A 23151-nucleotide genomic window follows, 5' to 3' on the forward strand; every position below is an offset into this window, starting at 1 on the left:
GAATCGCACTAAGAATACACAGAGCGATGTGACTCTTTTTAATCGACGTCTTCTTAGTTAGAATCATCATTGCTCCTCATCCTTGTGCTCAGTGTGAATACTGAAATTAAACTTAGTCAGTGCATTTGGTGAAACACGTTTAACTAATGGATTTTCACTGATGACCTTCATGCCTGTTGGCAACGAATCCGTGTCGACTTTCACTAAGAATTGCTTCCCTTTTTTATTCAATACCCACTGATCCGGAACATGATAACGACCATATTGATCGGTTTCGATGATAATACCTTCAACGGTTAATAATCGAACGCCCGGAATACCATCTTCATAGAGACCTTTATTCTCAATCAAGATTTCCCATAGATATGCATCGCCATCTTTAAAGAGATTTCTTGTGACATCCAAGTTCTCAGCAGACAGACCCTTAGCTTTATCTGATGTATTGTGCGTAACGATATTGCCTTCAGTGTCAAACTCAATGAACGTCCCTTCATCGGTTTCGACCGTGAAAGAAATACCTGCTTTAGTCTTAGTCTGGAATTGGATAGAAACGGTATTGCCTTCTGGTAACGTTCGGTTGTTTGAAACACCAAACAATTTCGATATTTCAATACCTTCGGTCAATTTCGACGCTTTAACATCGGTTGGTTTTCTTGATATTTTGCTCGTTCGCGAATCTTTACTCTTATCGCCAATTCCCGGCATGTACTGATAGTTATCTTTGTCTTGGTCATAATGCCCATAAACAGCTACCTCTACATGATGAGTAACATCAGATACCGACTTTTCTTCTTTTTGGGTAACCGTTGTTGTACCCGCAATATAGTTATCGTCATCAATATTAGCGATTACTTTTATGTCATAAGCCGTAGCGTCTGCTTGGAAACCATCTTCATTGTGATCTTCAAAAACCTTACCGATGATAGAAGCTGTATCGAAGACTTTATCTGGTGTTATTTCAACAATGGCACTCGCCGTTGCCGAGCGTACTTGTAGTACTCCGGTGCTTTCCCCTTCTGGAGGAGACTTAGCCACGGCGGTATTCACATACTTGCCAAATGTTGCCCCCACGCTCACTCGAAGCAAGTATCGAATACGTACTTGCTCTTGGACGATCTGCTCGCCTGTAACGTCAACCAACATGTCGCCCACATTGAATACTAAGTCGTTGGTAACAGCAGGATCTTCAGTCGATACTACATCACTAGGATCGAACTCACCATCAACTCCACTTTTCGTCATTTCTGTAGAGCCTTCAACGTATTCAAAGCCTGCAGGATAACGATCGACGAGCTTGACACCTTTAAATTCGGACTCATTATTGTTTTGAATAATGACCTCGTACTCAATCACATCACCCACTTTCGCTTCTTCTTTTAACGCTTGCTTGGTGACAATCAGATCTCCTTCGTTATCAGAAAATTTCTTCACATGAATGGTGACGTCATCAGACGCTGACTGACCAGTTGTTGGATCAGTTACTGTGAAGGTATTAGTGATGTCATCATCTAGCCCTTTGTTTAGCTTACCGTTGATGGTGATTTCATAACGATTTCCTAGGTACGGTTGCAAGTCTAACGACAAGCCTGAATCAGGTAGTAAAAGATCTTTATTCGAATATTCAGCTCGAACAATGTTGCCCGGGAACTCTCTGATTTCGACCGACCACTCAGTGAATAGCATGTTTCCATTAGCACCCGTTAGCTTGGTGATTTCATCCACCATGCTGACCCCTGAAATCAGTGCTGAACCTTCGTTACCTACATTAAGTATGTACGTTAGTTCTTCATCATCGTTGGTGTATTGCGCATTCTCACCTTTGGATGTGGTCTTATCAATATTGAACATAACCGCTTCTGGGACAATCATCGCACTGACGGCTTCTACAGACGCCCCTTGTGGTGATGCACTTGAGGTTGATTTAGCTTTGTTTGTTGAAGGGCTTGCATTACTTTGTTTAGCTACTTCATCAAATTTATAGGCTGTATTAACAATCTCACCCATAGCACGGGGATCAACGACACCAGTAATGATCAGCTCTGCAGTATCATTTGGTGCGATATCAACGCCAACTTCAACATCCTGATTAGCGCCATAGCTGTGTGCGTCCATCTGAGTTCGTGGGTCGCCGCTTTTAGCTTCTACGGTCCAACTAGTAAAGGCTTGAATTACTTCACGTTCGCCAGAAATATCGTTTGGTCTAGTCGGTACTTTGATTTGCGACATGACGTCTTTCACGACGATATCATTCGCAAAGCCCTTGCTGTCGTTAAACAGTTTGATTCTAAAGGTAGCCTCTTCACCAGCGACATAGATTGGGCTATCGGCAGTTTTGGTGATCACGACGTTATCAGGTTCAGGCAATAGGCTTGCCGTTGCGGTTACGTGTTGCGAGCGAGTGTTTACCGTCATGCTGGCTTTATTATCAATTTGCCCGTTAGCGTACTCATTAACCATACCTGTAATAACAAGCTCTAGAGTGTCATTCGGAGCGAGATTTACAATCGCATCAACGTCTTTGTTTAGGCCACTTGGGTCAGGAGTCACCGTTGTTAAGCTGTTTCCCTTATTAACCTTTATCTCCCAAGCACTGAACGCCTTCTCTTGAGTACCATTCACCGTGGTGACCTTCAGCCCTGAGACAATGTCTTTTAGCGCAATACCACCAACAAACGACTCATTTTGGTTTTTCAGGACCACTCTGTAAGTAGCAGGCTTACCGGGTTCGTACATCATTTCAGTATCAGTGCCGCTCTCGCCAACAAACTTCTCTAGGGTTAATGAGACGGGCTTGTTCTTAATGATCGCATCTGCAACTAGCTCTGGTTGAGTGCCATAACCCACCGTCACTTTGTTATAAATATCGCTGCTTGCTAAAGGTTGTACTCTGCCCTCGATTAGAAATTCAACCGTACTGTGTGGCGCGAGATCCACAAGTGTATCAATATCTGGGTTTGTGCCAGATGGCAGCGTGGCTATCGAGCTTAGAGGATCGGACGGAGTAGTAGTCACTCGCCACTGTTCAAACGCTGTCACTCGTGGGCCGTCGACCAATTCTACCTGCATATCATTAAGCAGATCTTTCACCGCCATATCGTTTGCAAATCCATCGCCATCATTACTAACGGTAACAGTAAAGATTGCAACATCGCCAGCTTGATAAAAGTCTCGGTCAGCGTCTTTGGTGACACTAATGTCTGGGGCACTTGGTTTAAGTACCGCATTGCTCTCTTTGTCACGCCCATCAAAACTTACGGTAGCGATGTTCTCTATCTCACCGATAGCCAGTGGGTTGAGGCGACCTTCCACTACAAACCTCACCTTACTGTGAGGCGCTAAATCGATATTTGTATCGATGTCTTTGTTATGAGTCAGCTTCGGCGCATCAACCACCGTTAATTTATCATTAGCTTTGTAAGCAACAGACCAAGTAGAAAAAGCTTTATCGGAAGCCGCTTCTGTTGTTTCTACCATCAATGCCGAAATCGCATCTTGTAATCGAATGTTGTTAGCAAATGCGCCACTTTGGTTGCTGACTGTTATGGTATAACCCGCAGGTCTACCTAGTTTGTAATACTCTTCAATGTAGTTTTTGGTGATCTCTATTTTTGGAATAACGGCAACACTGACCGCTTCAGCTTCTATGGGTTTGCCATCAAACTCTAGCGTCGCTTTATTGATAACGTCGCCAATGATCTCTGCTTTTAACTTACCAGAGATAGTCACGGTGATGACATCCTCTGGTGCAACTTGAATCAGCGAATCTATATTATCACCAACAGAAGTTGGAAGAATCGACTTACCGGTTGAAGATGATGCCGTGATATCAATAGAGCCTGATTCAAACACTGTAATGGTTGAGCCAGAGATTGATTCTGCTTCTATTTGCGACACAAAATCTTGAACATGCACATCAGACGCCCAAGCACGTGTTGTATTGGCAATGGTCAGGGTGTACGTCAGCGTATCACCAGCATTGTACTCGGTGATATCAACCACTTTAGAAAGCGTTACATCGGCATCAATTGGATCGTATATCGCATTAGCTGTTAGCTTTTCATTATTTGTCGCTTCAACCGTGGCGGTATTAACAATTGTTCCTATCACATTAGAAGCAACAGTACCTTCAAGGTGTACCTTAACACTGCTGTTTGGTGCAATAGTGTAAGTCCCCACAAAACCATCCATTGCACCTACAGGTGTTTCCTCGATCATTACCGTTTGGCTAGAGCCGGAATCGACAATAGAAACGTTGCTATTAGCCCCATCCCAATGTTCGAATACTTGCCCTGTTCCACCTTCTATCACCTCGGCATAAATCTCTTTAGCAATATCGGAAATTGTGACGTTTTGAACGTAGCCTAACCCTTCATTTTTCACTTCAATGTCAAACCCAATCACATCACCCGGAGCATAGGTATTTGGTGATAGCGATGCTGACTTAGTAAGCGTAAGTTTTCCCTGTTCTGGGTAGATAAAATGCTCTTTAAGGTCGAACTGCTTCTTATCGACATACATGGTATTGCCAAACTTACCAACAGCATCTGAGCGCACTTTACCAACAATCAATATCTCCAATACCGTAGGCTCCGCTTCAGCGGCACCAATACCTACGATTGCATTAATATCACCCGTTGTTTGAATGGCACTAGCGTCATTATGTGTTGCACCGGCATTTCTCACAAACGTCGGCGTTGCCGTCCAGCTTTCCAACGCAGTTTGCATTGAGCCATCTGCGGTTTCTACCATGAACTTAGAGATTTCATCTTCAATCAATACATCAGCATTCGAGTCTGATTTATTGGCAATATACAGGGTATAGTGAACCTCTCCACCTGGAACATAGGTTGGCGTATCTGTTGTCTTAGCGGCCAGAATACCCGCATCACCTTGGCCTAATATAACTTCATTGGACTGCTGTTCAGTCGCGTCTTTGAGCTTCAATTTAGCAACATTAGTGATTGTTCCTGCCGCATCCCCATTGACCGTTCCGCTTAGTTGGAACAGTACTTCGTCATTGGGCATCAAATCAAAAGTCGCATCGAGCGGTTTCGTTCCTTGATAGTTACCTGATATTGAAAAACGATCTGACGGTGGCTGCTGTAAAATAGACGTGGTATTTGAGGTAAATGCACGTTCACCGTTAGACGTGTTTATACTGGTGAGTTTATCGACAATGTTTGCATCATTCGCAATGCCTTCACCGGTATTTTTTACCAAAATAGTATAAGTCACCTCTCCATTAGGATTGTACTGGCAACCATTACCATTCGATGATGGGAATCGACACTTACTACTGTCTGCTGTGGTATTAGTGACCCACTTTTCAAACACTAAGTTAGGAGCCACTGGCGGAATCGTATCCGTATCAACATTGTGGCTACCGCCCGTCGCTCGGTTTGCAGAGATTGTACCTAATGCATCTGGTCGAATTTGTCCTTTAATGGTAAAAACAATCTTCGCTTTTGGCGCGATATCAACACTGATGTTAAGGTCACCTGAAGGTCTAAAACTAGGAATATAAGTAACAAAATCAGAGCCTAAACCGCCAGAAACATCGTAGGTAATATCAGTAGAAGTAAATGCTGGCTCAGACCCACCACCAAGTACTTCTACACGAATATTTGAGAGTTTGTCAGTGATTGAGGCATTGTCATACCAAACAGGCTCAGTGTTGTTAACCGTAAGTCTATAAATAACCTCTTCACCTGGCTTGTATGTATCACCAGGTGAGTAAGCTCGCCCACCTATCGAAACAATCTCTTTGGTAACCTCTAACTTTGACGGTTCTATTTCAATCTTGGCTACCCTGTTCTGGGTAATTGACCCTTCATAATGTGCCTTAGAATTGATTTTCTCTAAGCTGTCATTACGTATTTCTGTATCAACGGTCAGCTCAATCCAACCACCAGCTGCAATAGATAACTCTGGAATATTGATATCAGTATTAATACCTCCGGTGAATCCGCCTACCAGAGTAACAAGTTCACTAGATTTAGTTACTGCTATATTCCAAGTTTTTGGCTCGTAAACAGCTGCTTTATTACTATCAGAATCGCCCAAGGCTTGCTGCGCGAGTTTCACTTTTAACTTCGATAATTCATCAGTCAACGACGCTGAATACTCTGTCCCCATACCTTTGTTATCAATGCGAATTCGATAAACAACGGGTTGTTCGCTTGGCGTATGATTATAAGACGATTTAATATCGGTTTTCAGTGCATTCGTGTATGCATGGTGTGAGAACTTTATCTCAGGTAAGAGCATACGTGAACGTTCTGACACTAAGGTATGGCGATCATTCACCAAGGCCGTATTCTTAATTTCACCAACCGCTTGCTCAGCTACTTTCGCTTTAATGATGTAGCGAACGTAGGCATTGCCATCGGTTGTGAACGATGGTGCAGATAGATCAAATTCAGTATTTATCCTCCTATTTGGCTTTACTGTACCGGCATCACTGTAGCCACTACTATCGGTCTGGGTCTCAATGGTCCACACTGAAAATGCGGTACCGACTGTGCCATCAAAGTATTCCGTTTTAATTTCATCAATCGCATCAACAATCCGTACATCTTTAAGGTGAACATTGTTCTTATTGACCAGATCAATTTGATACTCAATGTAGCCGCCCGGTGTATAGCCGCCTGTCAGTTCAGTGATTCCATCTTGGTCGAAATAGCGTGTTACGTGCTTTTCAAAAGTGAATTTTTCGGTATTTGGCTTCGACTCGGCACTGACCGTATTGCCATCAACCAGTAGTAGGTTAGTAATGTTACCTACCGCTTGCGGATTAACATTGCCCGTTACGGTATAAACAATCGTCTCTTTACCCGGTATAGAGAAGTGAGTATTGATGTCTTTATTGTCTGCGAGTGTGCCATCAAGGTCCACCACTGCCGCAGCACTTCCACCAACAACTTCCGTTGCAATCATCCAACCAGTATCAAACGCAGGACCATCAGGTCCATCGATAAGCTCTACCATTATTTTCGATAACTCATCAAAAATTGGAATATTGTAGGCGTTACCTTTAGCATCATTTTTAATGGTGAGCTTATAGGTCAATGGCTGACCCGGCTCATAGTTTTTCTGATCGACGGTTTTTGTGAACGTTAGGTGATAATCAAACGGCTTCACAACAATACCACCAATGTTAATATCGCCTACGGCATCATCTCTAACGACACCTTCAACGGCATAAAGAACGTAATCGCCGCCGGCAACATCAATGGTCGTATTGATGTTTTCATTATCTGTTACAACGCCATCTAATATGCCATCTGTTGTTCCATCACCACCATAGTCATCCTCTTTCACGACATCGACGGTAAATGTATCATCGAATGGGTTTGCAGTAGTTCCATCCATCAAAAGAACACTGATACCCTTAATGTTTTCAGATACAGCGTGGTTATTGAAATACCCGACTTGAGAGGAGACTTTAACGGTATATTTTAACGTATCGCCCGGTGCATATTTTTGTGACTCAGTACCGTTTACATACAGCTTTCTAACGACAGATGCACCAGAACCAACTCGCTCCATTTCATGATGAGAAACATGGTCTTCTTGGGTTGCCAGACCTTTATCGCGATAGACATAAGCATCGTTCGCTAAGATATGTGAAACAACATTGTCTTTGATCTTGGCTTTGATCTTAAAGGTGCGTTCTTCATTGGGCTCTAAACTAAACGAACCACCGGCCCTCGCTAACGGAAATACAAAGTCCTTACCATTGCCGTCATGCCAATTACCATCTCCATAATCGAACTGCCAACTTTCAAACGGAGATTGATCCGGGTAATCAGCAAAGTGGTTATCTTTTTGGTTAGCCAAAGTGGCGTCAATTTCATTGAGCGGATCAAATACATTCAAGCTGTCTGCTCTTACTGAACTATTGTTCAATAGAGTAATGAAATAAGTGACTTCATCGCCCGGTGTAAAACGAGTTCTGTCGGCTGTTTTTAAGATAGATACGTTTAATTTCGAACCGCTACTATCACCAATCTCAGCCGTCGAGGATTGATCAAGGTTGTTTACGGGATCATGGATCTCAACGGTATTTGAGATCTCAGATTTTTCATAGTCACTACGAACTAAACCATGAATGGTATACCCAACAAAACCCAGGCCATCACTCGTTTTAGGGTCAATATCTATTTTGGTGCTGATGTTGCCGTTATCAGGGTAATTTGATTTAGACCCCGCATAGCTACCTGTTTTATAAGTAGTATTGTTATCATCCGTTTTTGAGGTTACTTGCCAGCGTTCAAACACATTCATACCAATAATGTCATCATCAACCTTAACTTCATTGGCATAACCAGCCCCACGGTTATAAACCATAATGTCAAAGGTTACCCATTCACCCGGTACAAATTTGTCCTCTTGGGAGGTTTTCACTACGACAACATTCGGATCCTTCGGTGTAACAGTAACGCTGTCTGTCGCTGAGGTTTGGCTGTCTGAATCTGGGGTCTGTACATCTACAGTATTGGTAAATGAGTTATAGAGTATTTCATTACTCACTGAACGATCTAATTGGCCGACAATGGTATAAACAACCTTCACATTCGGAGGAATTTGAGCCGTGGTATCTAAGTCGGCATTATCACTAAACGTACCTACATCTGTAAATTTGTCGTTACCATTGAGATCTGGGTTATCCGAAACAATCTCGGCAGTTATGGTCCACGAACTGAATACACGCTTTGATTTGTTGTTTGGCTCTAACAGATCGGCTTCAATTGATGCAATTTCATCTTTAATGTGAACATTGGTTGCGTAACCATTACCCGCTCGATTAACCACATTGATTTGATACATGACGCTATCGTCTAACTTCGAGTAACGGCTGCCGTCATGATGGAAGCTACCCGAGGATCCAACTTTAACTTGTTTATCTAATTCAATATCAAAGTCATACGGGTCGGAGCCTGTGTCTGCGTACACGGTATCATCTACAGTGACGCTATTTTTGATATGCCCATTAGCAAGTGGGTTTGTTTGCGCCACTATGGTGTATATAAGGTAAGAATGCGGGGCGATGGTTGCTTTCACATCGAGAATGTCTGGGCTACTAATTGAACCGGAGATACCCGTGTTAGAAGCAGTTGAAACACTACCATCATCTTGCTTTGCTACAGCTGTTATTTCCCAGCTACTGAAGGCGTCAACTTCTTTCCCGCTCACACCTTGCGTCTTTACAGTTTTTAAATCATCTAATACTGAAACTTGATCGGCAAAACCGTCACCATCGTTATTAATTTGGATCGTATAAGTGAGGGTTTGGCCGGAAGAGTAGTAACGTGAATCAACTATCTTACTTGCTCTTAAGTTATCTTCTGGCATTTGAACGCCAGAGCCGTCTTCGCCAATATCATCATTACAAGATGGGCGGTTATCGACAATCAAGCCAACGCTGGATTCATTCACTTGTGCCGTTAATTTGTAGTGCACCTCTTTACCCGGCGCAACATCAGGTGACAACGTCACCGCTGAGGTCATCCAATTATTGTAATTAAACAGTCCTGGATCAGTACCTTGATCATCCTCACCACTAACTACTTCCAATTTCCACTGTGAAAACGCTTGCCCAAGCCCTGCTCCTGCCGCTTGCTCGGTTTGAACACAGGTTAAATCGTCAATAATCTGCAAGTTATTGGCAAAATACTTTGCTGAACTATTCTTAACTTTGATGTCATATTCAACCGTTTGACCAGGGATGAACTCAGAGGCTTTGGTTGTTTTAGTGACTTTTATATTTGGATCAGGAAAATAGAGCACTTGTTCTGCAATCAACGACTCACTGATTTGCGCGTCGACCACCACGCTTCCTGATACATCTTCTATGGCAGCATTAAAACCATTCAAACCGCCAATAGTGATAGGAGAAAATGTAGCGGTTATTTCATAGGTTATCGATTCGCCCGGATAAATTGAGACACCATCATTAACATCAACGTCAGCTTGCTCACCAAGATCTCTATATTGTGATAATGAGTTAGTTCCTATTGAACTAACTTTCACTTTCCATGTGCTAAATGGTTGCCCAGATAGATCGCTGTGATCAAAGTGAGCTTGCAAGTCATTCGCTAGGCCGTTATTTGTGATTAGCTGTGCAATGTTCTGTTTTACGTGATAATCATGGGCAATACCTTGACCACTATTACTAGCGACAACCGTAAATACGCGATCTTGATTAACAAGGTATGGGTCGCTTGAATTAATTTTGTGCGTGATCTCTAAATGCGGCTTGGCCGGAGGTGTTGTCAGCTCGGCACTGGATACATCACCCTCTTTCGTACTTGATGTTGCCTGCGTAACAATATCACCCACTAGGCCATCAGATACTTTAGCAACAATCGTATAGGTAACTGAGCCACTCTCGCCAATTGTTGCGTCGATAACTTGGAGATCCCCTGATGGCGAGTAACTACCAGCGTCACTTCCCGCGCCTAACGTACTATCAGATATCGCCACTGAACTGAATGCATTGATCGAGCTTCCAGAAATACTTTGAGCTTTTAATGAAGCAAAGGGCTGCTCAATATTTAAGTGCTGAACCTTATGGTTCCCGGTATTAGTGAGTTTTAACGTATAGGTTAGAGTTTTATTAATTAGATACTCTGATTTATCAACACTCAATTCTAAATCGTATTGATAAGGTACTGGTTTGAAGGTAGCCCCAGTTACAGGAGTGAATACTTCGTTAGTACCGTCGATTGATGCCTCAACGATCGTTTTTCCGGTCTCGATATCACCAACAATGTCGTCAGCAACCGTTGCTTCAACGTGATAGGTAAGTCTCCCTAAAGGGAATAATTTGGCATCGCTAACGACCAAATTACTGTTATTGCTTGTGTAGCTGCCAGCATTCGATCCCCACGAATGAGAATCGGTAATGCTAACTTGAGTGAACGCTTTACTCGTACCACTTAGAGTTGTACTAACCGTATCCCAAACTGCTTCTTGAATTGAAACCGCGCTAATGGTCTTTCTAGTCGTGTTTTTGACTTTGATGTCATAGGAGATCGTCTGGCCATTTTCATATTCACCTGACAGTGGCGAAACGGTAACATCGATATCATGACTAGCGGCTAGAGCTTGAAAAGAGAGAGCACTAAAAAGAAGAAAAATGAATGCCGAAAGATGATTTCTAATTGAGTTCATTAACAATATAACCTTAACTATCCAACTAAATTGAACTAAAACATGTAATAGATTCACAGTGATGGGGCGCTTTAGTTTGAAGAAACACCCGTGATCACTCGTAGAACAGAATCAAAACGCGCCATTATCCTCTCCACCCTCATTCCAATGTCACAGGTGTGTCAAAACATTTCAACATGTAAAGCAACATTAAATTATCACGCAGAACATAACTACAACCAATAGAATGCAGATAATAATTTGCAAATCATAACGCCAAATCAATTATTTAACAGCTGTATCACTTACTTTTTGCAACAAAGATAACAACAAACCCCAGTGTCAAGCGAACAGTTCCCTTAAGTGCTGTCACTTTAATCAAATCATCCGACTTTAGTGCGGTAGATTCTCATTCTTAGAACAAACCACTTATCAATTGAGCTAATTCATAATTATTACAAATACTGTTACACTTAACGATATAGGTGGTTGTTAACAGGGTTGTTACTTGCTGTCCACGAATCAAAATCTGATACTATTCATTGCTCTAATCAGCTCTCTATTTTCTTCTAGTTTACGTAGCGAAGACTCACACTCGTCTGTAAAAAATGGCGCCACACCTATTGAAGAAATCACTCAAGCCTCTGAAGCTGTTGAAACTACGGTAGAAAGCACAGTATCTTCCACATGTAATAGCAATCAAAACAGCCCCCTAATACTCGATCGAACCTTCGACTATCTCAACACAAAGTTATGCCAACCTGCTGTGTGGTTCGATAATTTCTTTGTCGATGAGCGTATAGATGGGGATGCAAGAGCAGGAACCATTGTACGTTGGTACAACGATTTCTCGTGGGTTGAAAATGAGGGTTACCAATTTAAAACTCGTTTTAAAGCACGACTACACCTGCCTCAAGTAACGCATCGATTGAAACTTGTCTTCGAAACTGACGAAGAAGGTGATGTATTTGAACTATTTCCAAATACAAAGGAAGATGCCGAAAGTACACTAGGTCTACGATACGACTGGATACAAAAGACGAGGCAGAGCTTTAATATCAAACTTACAGCAAAACCAGGAATAGAAGCCCGCTTTCGTTACACATACCCTATAACGACTGATACCACCGCAACACTAACTCAGCGGATTTATCAAAAAAAACGTATCACTGGCGAAAAAACCGAGATTGATATTGACCATTCAATAAGCAAAAAATATCTATTTCGTTGGTCAAATTTTGCTATTTATGAAGATGATATAAAAGGATGGGAGCTTGGCAGTGGCGTAACGCTATACCAATTTATCTCCGATGATCAAGCGATGAGCTATCAAGCTAGTACGACCGGAACGAACCGACCTTATCACTACATTAGCAACACTCACCTGTCAGCCACATATCGACAGAGCTTTTTGCGGCCATGGCTGTTCTACGAGTTGAAACCCGAATATAATTGGTTCAAAGAAGAAGATATTGAACGCTACGAAGAAGCAAAATTCACCCTGCGTTTAGAGGTTCTTTTTCAAAATATCTAGCTACCTATGGGCATTAAGAGTTTCTAAATATGATCTGTATCGGTAAGACAGTTATCCGTATATGAAATTGAAAATGGCGAAGAAATATTCGCCATTTTTGGAACAGGAACGATTCAGCCTTGGTTTTTAATCGAAGTTGGACAATAAATTCCCTGCAGTGATCTCGCCAACACAAAGCAAATCACTTTCGTGCCATATAGTACCGACCGCAACAGTTCTAGAGAAAACGAGTTTTAGCCGATGGATAGATTTCAGTTAACGTTTGCTACTGAGAAATAGTTAAGCTCCCTAAAAACTATGGTCCGCTATTCTAAGTCACACGACGTATTAGATAATTCCAGAGGATTTAAAAATTTTTTGATTATATCTATTGCCAATTAATACAGCAACGTGGCGAAACTTGCCTCGACTAATTCTCAAAGATGCAATTACGTTGTTTTTTAATGTACGACTAAAGTAGAAATGTGTTGTGCTTCAATGATAAGTAACGCAATGAATTTTAGACTCACTCAACATTGGAAATTGCTTTGTTAGGAATTGGACAACTCATTTCTTAAAGCATAAAAAAAGTTGTACAAGGGACAGTCGCTATGGAAAGCAAAAATCACACAATTGTTGTCGTCGATGATGATGCTGACATTCGCGGGCTATTAACTGATTATCTAGGTGATAATGGCTACAACGTTAAAACAGCGGAAGATTCGACAGAGCTTGATCAAATCCTTCAATATCAAGCAATTGACTTGGTCATCCTCGACCTAATGTTACCTGGAGAAGATGGTTTTTCGATTTGTCGCAGGTTAACGGTGAATAGTGATATTCCAATTTTGATGCTCACAGCAACAGGTGATGACATTAATCGAATCATCGGTTTAGAAATGGGGGCTGATGATTACGTATCCAAACCGTTTAACCCACGAGAACTCCTCGCAAGAATTAAAGCCATTTTGCGTCGTTACAATAAAACAGCGCAAGCAAACCATACGGAACAAAACCTACCTCTACCATCAACACTGTACGCCTTGAAATTCGGAAATTGGATACTCGATCAGGAAGCTCGAGAGTTGGTTGATGAGCTAGGCACAGTGCATCCGATGACAAGTTACGATTTCACGCTACTTTCCATGTTTCTAAAATACCCAAACGCAGAGTTATCTAGAGATGTCTTATATGATGCGACGAAAGGTCGCGAGCATTCACCTTTAGATAGAAGCCTTGATGTCCATATCTCCAGATTAAGAAATCGGATTGAGCCTAACCCTAAAAACCCTATCTACATAAAAACAATTCGAGGTGTCGGGTATATATTTACGGCAAATGTAGAGCCTGGAGCACGAGAATTTTTGCTCTCAACCATGAGTTAACATTGAATGATTCTCTTCACTCGCTTTAGGCGTATACACTTTTTTCAATCACATCAGAGCAAAATATTATTAACTCTGATCGTTGGCATTATGTTTACTCAGGCCACCAGTTATCTGGTTTGGAAATCTCAAGAAAATCAAGATCACATTCAACTCATTGATAAAGTGTCTAAAAACATTGCGTACCAGATGGTTTCGACAGCAAGGTTTTTTGTCTCCTTGCCCAAAGGGTATCGACATATTGTATTAGACCAACTGCGTGACATGGGCGGTACACGGTTCTACGTAAGTCTGAACCGAGAGTTTATTGAACAAAATATAACAGAAGAAAATGCTGATAAGCGTGTCGCAGAGGTAAACTTCAGTTCCGTATTGAATCGTGAACTACCCAATTACGACACTCAAATCCAATTTTCTAGACCTAGTGACCTAAAAGTACACACACAAGATACGTTATTATCAGACTTGCCAAAACGATGGTCTGGGCGGCTATTGATGGAGCCGCTTTCTCCCCCCGTGGTCATCGCTCAAATTCACTTAAACCAGCATGAATGGCTCTACATCGCTACGAACCTGCCTGTAGCGAACTTCATGCAAGAGCGGCCATTTCTAAGTACCCACGAGATCACTTACCTGTCTATGATGTTACTGGGCGTTATTGTCATTGGCTACTTTGTCGTTCGGCAACAAACCCTTCCGCTCAAATATCTCAAACAAGCAGCATTAGGGTTAAGCCAAGATATGCATCACTCCCCTATTCCAATCAAAGGCTCATTGGAATTTAAGGCAACCGCCACCGCTTTCAATAGTATGCAAGAAAAAATACAAGAGCATATTGATGAACGCGAGCAACTTGTAAGGGCTCTTTCACATGATCTAAAAACCCCAATTACCCGATTAAAACTACGTTCAGAAATGCTCAGTGAAGAACATCATAAGCACCGTTTATTCAAAGACATTGAAGCGATTGAACAGATGGTTCTACACTCAATCGAAGCGCTAAAAAAAGGAAACAATCACGAACCCGTCCAGTGTGTCGATTTGCAATTGTTATTGAAAGATATTTGTAGTGATTTACAACAACCGGAAGATTTCATTCAACTTAACGCCGTCAGTGTGGCCATAGATACTCGCCCTCTTACTCTCAAAAGAGCGTTATCAAACATCGTCGAAAACGCTCTTTTTTATGGGAAAAGATGTGAAATATCGATAAAGGATACTGTTGATGCGGTCATTATCAGCGTTAGAGATTTTGGCCAAGGCATACCCGATCATCAGATAGAGAGAGTTTTTACCGCATTTGTACGCTTAGAAACCTCTCGCAACAACAATACAGGTGGAACAGGTTTAGGGTTAGGGATTGCGCGAAATGCCATTAGAAGTTTGGGTGGGGAGCTAAGATTGCGAAACCATGAAGAACAAGGTTTAGTGGCCACAATCTACCTCGACAAGAAAGCCATTCAAAACCGACTGCAACCAATTGTTAAGGAAAGTTAAGAAAACGTTACTTTATTTAACATGACTATTGAGTAATTAGACACCAAAGTAGAGGTGAAACAAAAGGAACCTACACGAAGGGATACCCGCTGACAGTTGTTCTATTGTGTTGTTACACAATCTATAGTCTCAGCTTTCCCATAATAAGGAGAAAAGCCGTGTCTAAAATAAAGAAAAATGTAATAAAACTCACCCTACTCTCTACGCTTTGTTCGACTGCCTATGCCGGTAACGTCGAAGTCCTGCACTATTGGACATCTGGTGGTGAAGCCGCTGCATTAAAAGTCCTCCAAGAAATGATGGACGAAGAAGGACACTCTTGGACTGATTTTGCGGTTGCAGGTGGTGGTGGTGAAACAGCAATGACCGTACTCAAGTCTAGAGCGATTTCAGGTAACCCTCCAACGTCTTCCATGATTGCTGGTCCAGAAATTCAGCAATGGGGTGAACTTGATGTATTGGAGAATATGGACTCTGTTGCCAAAGCAGAAAATTGGGACAACTTGCTACCAAAAAATGTCGCAGACATTCATAAATACAATGGCCATTATGTTGCTGCACCAGTCAATGTTCACCGAATTAACTGGATGTGGATCAACAAGAGCATTCTAGACGAAGTCAATAAAGGCGAAGTGCCAACCAATTGGGATGATTTCATCGCATTTCTAGATAATGCTAGTAGCGCAGGATACATTGGGTTCTCGCACGGTGGCCAAGACTGGCAAGACGCAACGGTATTTGAACAAATCGCGTTAGGAACAGGAGGGGCCAAATGGTATAAGAAAGCCTTTGTCGAACTTGATGATTCTGCAATCAACTCTCCTGAAATGACCAAGACATTTGAACGTTTCCGTCAGCTAAAGTCCTACATGGACAAAGGCATGCCAGGCCGTGATTGGAATCTGGCAACAGCTCAAATAATTGAAGGAAAAGCCGCTGTTCAAATCATGGGAGACTGGGCGAAAGGCGAATTTACCGCTGCAGGAAAACAGCCGGGTAAAGATTACATTTGCGCAGCGGTGCCAGGAACTGTCGATTCTTTCACCTTTAACGTTGATGCATTTATGATGTTCAACAACCAAAATCCAAAAAACAGTGAAGCTCAAAAAACCCTCTCAAAGCTGCTTGTTTCAAAAACATTCCAAGAGGAGTTTAACCTCAAAAAAGGGTCAATCCCTGTTCGCCCTGATGTCAATATTGAACGCTTTGATAGCTGTGCAAAACTATCGATGAAGGACTTTAAAGACTCGTCAAGTTCAGGAAGCTTAGTCCCAAGTTTTGCCCACGCAATGGCGATGACCCCTGATGTTAGCGGCGCCGTTTATGATGTCGTCACGCGTTTCTTCAATGAGGATAGTATGTCTGCCAAACAGGCGACTACCAAGCTTGCAAGTGCAATTAAATCCGCACCATAGAAACACAAGCTAGATATGGGTGTAAGAGCCCATATCTAACTACCTCTCTTTAGTTCTGGAGCAAACATGGACGCTTTTTCCAATCAAGCGGTGTCGTCTCGTGAAAACTTAAAACCTTCATTTACAGACAAACTGCAGATTCTTTTACCCAAGCTGCTACTCGCACCTTCCGTTTTACTCACCGTTGTATTTGTTTATGGCTTTATCATTTGGACAGCCGTGCTGTCATTTACAAAGTCAAAGATGTTACCACGGTATGACTTTGTCGGTTTCGATAACTATGAAAAACTATTTGGGCTAGACCGGTGGCAAACGGCCTATCAAAACCTCATCATTTTTGGTGTCATGTTTATCGTAATCGCCATCGTTGTCGGCACGCTGCTGGCTATCTTTCTCGACCAAAAAATCAGAATGGAAGGGGTATTGAGAACCATCTACCTGTACCCGATGGCGTTATCTTTAATCGTGACAGGTACGGCTTGGAAGTGGATATTGAACCCAGAGGTTGGTATTGAATCGATCGTACAATCACTCGGATTCACCAGTTTTGAGTTTAGTTGGCTTACCAACCCAGATTTGGTGATTTATACCGTCGTCATTGCTGCGGTCTGGCAATCAGCAGGGTTTGTTATGGCGCTTATGCTTGCTGGGCTTAGAAGTGTCGATAGTTCCATTATCAAGGCCGCTCAAATAGATGGAGCAAATCTACCCACGATATATTGGAAGATCATTATGCCGTTAATGCGCCCAATTTTTTTTAGTAGCTTTATTATTCTTTCGCACCTAGCCATTAAGAGCTTTGATTTAGTGATGGCACTGACGTCTGGCGGCCCCGGCTATTCAAGCGACTTACCTGCCACATTCATGTACACCTACACATTCGCACGCAGCCAAATTGGTGTCGGTACGGCGAGTGCCATTATTACTCTAATGGGTTTTTTAGCTTTGTTAATTCCATATCTCTACAGTGAGCTAAGGAGTAAAAAATGAAACAATTTCATCGAGTCGTTATATATTCAGTGCTTGTTTTGTTTGCCGTCTATTTCTTACTTCCACTGATCGTCATGCTGTTTTCATCTTTCAAGGACCTTGGTGAGATACGCTCAGGTAACTTAATCATGCCACCCGAGTCACCAACGATTGAACCTTGGATAAAAGCATGGGGGGAAGCATGTACCGGATTAAACTGTGAGGGAGTAAAAAGTTATTTCATCAACTCGTTTTTAATCACCGTTCCCGCCGTGTTCTTGGCGTCGGCAATTGGTGCAATCAACGGTTATATTTTAGCGAAATGGCGATTTAGAGGCAGTGAGGTTTTCTTTGCTTTCATGCTACTGGGCTGTTTTATCCCCTTTCAGGCCGTACTATTACCGATGGCGCAAACATTGGGATTTTTAGGGCTGGCTAACTCTTTACCGGGATTAATACTAGTACACACTGTTTATGGCGTACCTTTCACCACCCTGTTCTATAGAAACTACTACGTTGGTATTCCAACAGAGCTGATCTCAGCCGCTAAGCTGGATGGCGCAGGTTTTTTTCAAACTTTTTATAGAATTGTTCTGCCTATTTCGGCTCCAATAATTATTGTCACGGTCATTTGGGAGTTCACGAATATTTGGAATGACTTTTTGTTCGGCGTTATTTATTCCGGACCCACTTCTCAACCCATCACGGTTGCATTGAACAACTTGGTAAACACGAGTACAGGAGTGAAGGAATACAATGTAGACATGGCAGCCGCCATGATCGCCGCGTTACCCACAATCATTGTCTATATCGTCTCAGGAAAATACTTTTTACGCGGCTTAGTCGCGGGCGCAGTTAAGGGATAAACACATGTCTGAATTACACATCAATGGCGTTTCAAAAAATTACGGCAGCTTTCAGGCCTTGCAAGATATCAACATTAAAATAAACAGCGGTGAGTTTCTCGTTCTAATTGGTCCATCGGGTTGTGGCAAATCGACTTTGATGAACAGTATCGCTGGGCTTGACGACATTTCTCAAGGGCATATTGAAATAGGAGGTCGGGATGTCACTAACCTACCGCCAAAAGATCGCGATATAGCCATGGTTTTCCAATCTTACGCTCTATATCCAAGCATGACGGTATATCAAAACATTGCGTTTGCCTTGGAAATTCGAAAGGTGCCAAAACAACAAATAAACAAAGAAGTCCACCGTGTATCAAACATGTTAAAAATAGAGCACCTGTTAGACAGAAAACCAGCTGCACTTTCAGGCGGTCAACGTCAACGTGTTGCGATGGGGCGTGCTTTAGCTCGTGAACCCAAAATATTTTTGTTTGACGAACCATTGAGCAACCTTGATGCCAAATTACGAGTTCAAATGAGAACTGAAATTAAAAAGCTCCATCAACGAGTCAATAGTACGATTGTTTATGTCACTCATGATCAAATTGAAGCAATGACATTGGCAGACCGAATTGCAGTGATCAAAGATGGAAAACTTCTACAATTAGGTTCTCCCGATGAAATTTACAATAATCCTGTGAATCTTTTTGTCGCCGGGTTTATGGGCTCGCCAGCCATGAACTTTCTACGTTGTACTTTAATCCGTAAAGACACATTGGAGTATGGACTGGAAGTCCAAACCAATGCTGGACAGACGTACGTATTACCAATGAAAGACGAAAGTAATCTAAGCAAATATCTCAACAAAACGGTTGTTCTGGGTTTACGTCCAGAGCAAATCACTCTGGCTGACTCCAATGACAGCTCACTCATTTTGAAATCTAGAATAGAGGTGGTTGAACCAACAGGAGCTGATACATTGATTTTAACCAATTGGAACGAAAAGGAAGTGACGGCAAGAGTTCACCCAAACAACACACTTTCTCATGGCGATGTCGTTTCATTAAGTGTTGACCTGAGTAAAGCGATTCTGTTTGACCCTGAGACGGAAGAAAGGATCATTTAGGCGCTATCTTTTGATGAATGGAACCTGCTCTGTTTGGTACATACGTGATATTTCGTGTGGTGTACCTATATGCTACTGGTTACGATGAGGTTCGGGGTGTTCACCATGATTGTTACATGGTTTAGCACCCTTTCTCAACACGTTACTGGACTGGTTTGAGTCACAAAACCCTCAGCTAACCGAGGGTTTTGGATAAGTTCTCCTAACTAAAATCAACCACTAAGATCACAAACCTCACTTTGTAGCTTTTTGACCAAAGCAAAGGATATACAGGCAAGGAATGACGATTAGCACGACAGGCAGTGAGAACAACAGTCCGTAACCTAATGTTAGAGACATTGGCCCCATGTACACGTCAGTACCGCAAACTCCATAGGCGAGCGGTAACAGCCCAACAACCGTGGTGATTGACGTTAACAGTATTGGTCTTAGTCGGCTGATGGCGGCTTTAATCACTGCGTCCATCACCTCTAAACCTTCAGCTCTAAGCTCGTTAATTCGATTTATCAATACCAAGGAGTTATTGACCACAACCCCTGTCATGCCTAGCACACCAATCAGAGCAAACAAGGATAATGGCTGCATGTGAACGAACAGTGCCATCAGCGCTGCAACCACTGCAAATGGTATTACAGCCATGATTAGAAGTGGCTGTAGTAAAGAGCTAAACATAATCGCGAGCACAAAATAGATACCAACCATCGCCGCAGGGAAAGCGACAAGAAATCCAGACATGGTATCACTTGTGTTCTCGGCTTCACCACCAATGTCTAGTTGCACACTTTTACCAACTCGCTGTGCCAATGCATCTGAAAGTTGCTGACTTAACTCACCTGAACCCATAGCTTCGTCAACTATTTGTGCACTCACCAACACTTGACGGTCACCGTTGTAGTGTAATAGTTCACGTGGAGCCTGTACCTCTTGAACTTTTGCAAGGCGGTTCAGAGGTACTTTAACCCCATTTGGTGTTGTGATCTTCGTCGTTTTCAGACGTTCAATATTGCGATATTCCTCATCTAATAAAACTCGTAAGTTCACTTCTTGATCTCCAATCCAAGTTGAAGAGACACTCTCACCATCGAAAGCAATACGCAGCGTTGTCGCAAGATCTTGAACCGTTAGATTGTAACGTGCGAGCCATTCATATTGTGGCAAGATTTGTAGTTGAGGATCAGTCAGTTGTTCATTATTCGTCACTTTATCTAAGCTTGGCTGCTCTTTCATCCAAGCCATGACGAGAGCAACTGCATGATTTCGCTCTGTTTCGTTGTTACTGATCACACGAATCTCAATAGGCTCGCCCGGAGGGGGACCACCAGCGTCGACCGTGAATTTCACAAAATTAATCGCGGGAACGTCTTTCAATTTCTCGTTTAAACTGTCGGCTATCTGATTGGCCGTTCTATCACGCTGCTCAAAGTTGGTTAGCGTTAATAAGCCGTTACTTGCAGGGCTGCCATAAGTCATACTGTAGGAAACCAGTTCACTCTCACCTAGCTGTGCAATTGTCTCTTCAAACACTGAATGCGCTTTGCGAACCTGTTTTAGCGATGCCCCCGGCGCAACCTCTGTGTATATTTCAATGTATTTAGCCGTTTCGCTTGGGAAGATATCCAGCTTAAGTGTCGTCAATAGTGCGCCACTCCCCACAAGCGCGATCACAGCGACTATCAGTACAGACTTTTCCCATGCCAAACAACGAGACAATAGAGACTGGTATTGTTTGATCACACCGCTGAAGCGCTCTTCTTTTTGCTTTTTCTTCTCACCTTTCTTTAACGAATTTGCAAGGTGTGCAGGTAACGTAAAAGTACATTCAATCAACGAGAACAGAAGAGCCGCGATAACCGTAATTGGAATCACCATGATTGCCTTCCCCATTGTTCCCGGGATAAAGAACATTGGGATGAACACCAACGCAGTGGTGGTTAAGCTCGCAATAATAGGACGAATAACGTTCTGCACACCCGATTTTGCAGCGTCTAACGGAGCTTTTCCATTTTCACGCTCTTGGTAAATACTCTCGGCGACGATGACCGAATCATCGACAATAATACCGATCACCAATAGCATTGCCGCAAGTGTAATGCTGTCTAAATTCATACCAAGCGCAGGCAGTACCGCCATTACGCCAAGTACACAAAATGGGATAGAAACAGCAACCCAAAAAGCGACCGCGCGTTTTAGAATCATGCTTAATACGATAAGAACAAGAATAAGACCTACACCACCATTGGTAGTGACGATAGAAAACTTATCACTCATATCATCCGCAAGGTTCAAAGAGATAGGAAAAGAGAATTGGCCGTTAAGGCGCTGATTTTCTTTTTCAAGCAACGCTTTTACTCTGTCGATGGTCGAGATGATATCGGCGTTAGCGCTCTTCGCCACGGTAAACACAATAGCCCTTTCGCCATTCACCATGCCTAACTCCGTCGCTTTTTCAAACGAGTCAGAAACGTACGCCACATCGCCTAAACGAACGGTTTCCCCAGTAGGAAGCACCTTAATGATGGTGTTTGATAACTCTTCAACAGAATGAATTTGAGTGAGCGTTACAATGCGTTGTTCGCTGTTCCAAGACTCGACCACACCGCCAGAGAGTGAAAGATTACGTGTGTTGATCGCTGATGTAACATCGGCCAAAGCCAGTTGATAGCGAGATATTTTGGACGGATCAACTTCAATCCAAAATTCACGCTCGGTGAAACCAGACATTGATACCGTGCCAACGCCTGCAACACTGCGGACTTTCTTCTCTAAATCACGAACGTAGTTTTGAAGCTCTGAATTATCAAGCGCTGTTGTTACACCAAACGTCATCACTTCGAACGAAGAGGTGCTCTTTTGCGCCACTAGCGGTGGATTTGATATGTCTTTAGGTAGTCCTTGCACCCTTTCAACGGCCTGTTGTATATCACGGACGGTTTGCTGAATATCGTACCCTTCGTCCAATTCAATATTGATGTAAGATTGACCGTCAAATGATTGAGAGTTGTACTTTATTAGCCCTTGTACCGACTTCAGTTCTTTTTCAATTCGATTAGTAATGTTCAACTCAATATCCTGCGCCGATGCACCAGGATATTGGGTTGTAATTTCGACTTCAGCAAAAGCTATATCAGGCAATTCTTGAAGCTTTAGTATACTCATCGAACCAACGCCAATCAGCAGCACCATGATGGTGATAATGCGAGCCAAAAAACTACGTTCTGCGAAGTAAGCAAGAAAGTTATTCATA

9 protein-coding genes are annotated in these 23151 nt (G+C 42.6%); 7 read left to right on the plus strand and 2 right to left on the minus strand.

Going from position 1 to position 23151, the window contains the following annotated elements:
- Positions 1-66 precede the first annotated feature (66 nt).
- On the minus strand, positions 67-10485 hold the full coding sequence (locus L4D20_RS05695) for a DUF11 domain-containing protein (RefSeq protein WP_428800769.1): 10419 nt from the start codon (positions 10483-10485) through the stop codon (positions 67-69).
- 1300 nt (positions 10486-11785) lie between these two features.
- On the opposite strand from L4D20_RS05695, the gene L4D20_RS05700 reads away from it, so the two are divergent.
- The 7 genes from L4D20_RS05700 (at position 11786) to L4D20_RS05730 (ending at position 19907) form a co-directional block, all read left to right on the plus strand.
- Entirely contained in the window at positions 11786-12688 is a 903-nt protein-coding gene (locus tag L4D20_RS05700; RefSeq protein WP_428800770.1) for a hypothetical protein, read from the plus strand.
- A gap of 590 nt (positions 12689-13278) precedes the next feature.
- On the plus strand, positions 13279-14052 hold the full coding sequence (locus tag L4D20_RS05705) for a response regulator (RefSeq protein ID WP_428800573.1): 774 nt from the start codon (positions 13279-13281) through the stop codon (positions 14050-14052).
- Positions 14053-14142: 90 nt separating this feature from the next.
- A complete protein-coding gene (locus L4D20_RS05710) occupies positions 14143-15549 on the plus strand; it encodes an ATP-binding protein (protein WP_428800574.1) in 1407 nt (468 codons plus the stop codon).
- A 158-nt stretch (positions 15550-15707) separates the two neighbouring features.
- Positions 15708-16964, plus strand: a complete 1257-nt coding sequence (locus tag L4D20_RS05715) for an ABC transporter substrate-binding protein (RefSeq protein WP_428800575.1) — start codon at positions 15708-15710, stop codon at positions 16962-16964.
- Between the two features lie 66 nt (positions 16965-17030).
- Positions 17031-17954 carry a carbohydrate ABC transporter permease gene (locus L4D20_RS05720; protein ID WP_428800576.1) on the plus strand — a complete coding sequence of 308 codons (924 nt, stop codon included), beginning with the start codon at positions 17031-17033 and terminating at the stop codon, positions 17952-17954.
- Positions 17951-18799: a carbohydrate ABC transporter permease gene (locus L4D20_RS05725; RefSeq protein ID WP_428800577.1), complete on the plus strand. Its 849-nt coding sequence runs from the start codon at positions 17951-17953 to the stop codon at positions 18797-18799. The genes L4D20_RS05720 and L4D20_RS05725 overlap by 4 nt, the downstream gene beginning before the upstream one ends.
- A 4-nt stretch (positions 18800-18803) precedes the next feature.
- Positions 18804-19907 (plus strand): ABC transporter ATP-binding protein, encoded by a 1104-nt coding sequence (locus L4D20_RS05730; RefSeq protein ID WP_428800578.1) that lies wholly within the window; start codon positions 18804-18806, stop codon positions 19905-19907.
- 234 nt (positions 19908-20141) lie between these two features.
- Here the strand turns inward: L4D20_RS05730 and L4D20_RS05735 are convergent, their stop codons facing one another.
- The gene (locus L4D20_RS05735; RefSeq protein WP_428800579.1) at positions 20142-23150 is read right to left on the minus strand and encodes an efflux RND transporter permease subunit; all 3009 of its coding nucleotides are present in this window, start codon (positions 23148-23150) and stop codon (positions 20142-20144) included.
- Position 23151 lies beyond the last annotated feature (1 nt).

The organism is Vibrio kyushuensis (assembly GCF_050337325.1).
Taxonomy (GTDB): Bacteria; Pseudomonadota; Gammaproteobacteria; order Enterobacterales; family Vibrionaceae; genus Vibrio; species Vibrio kyushuensis.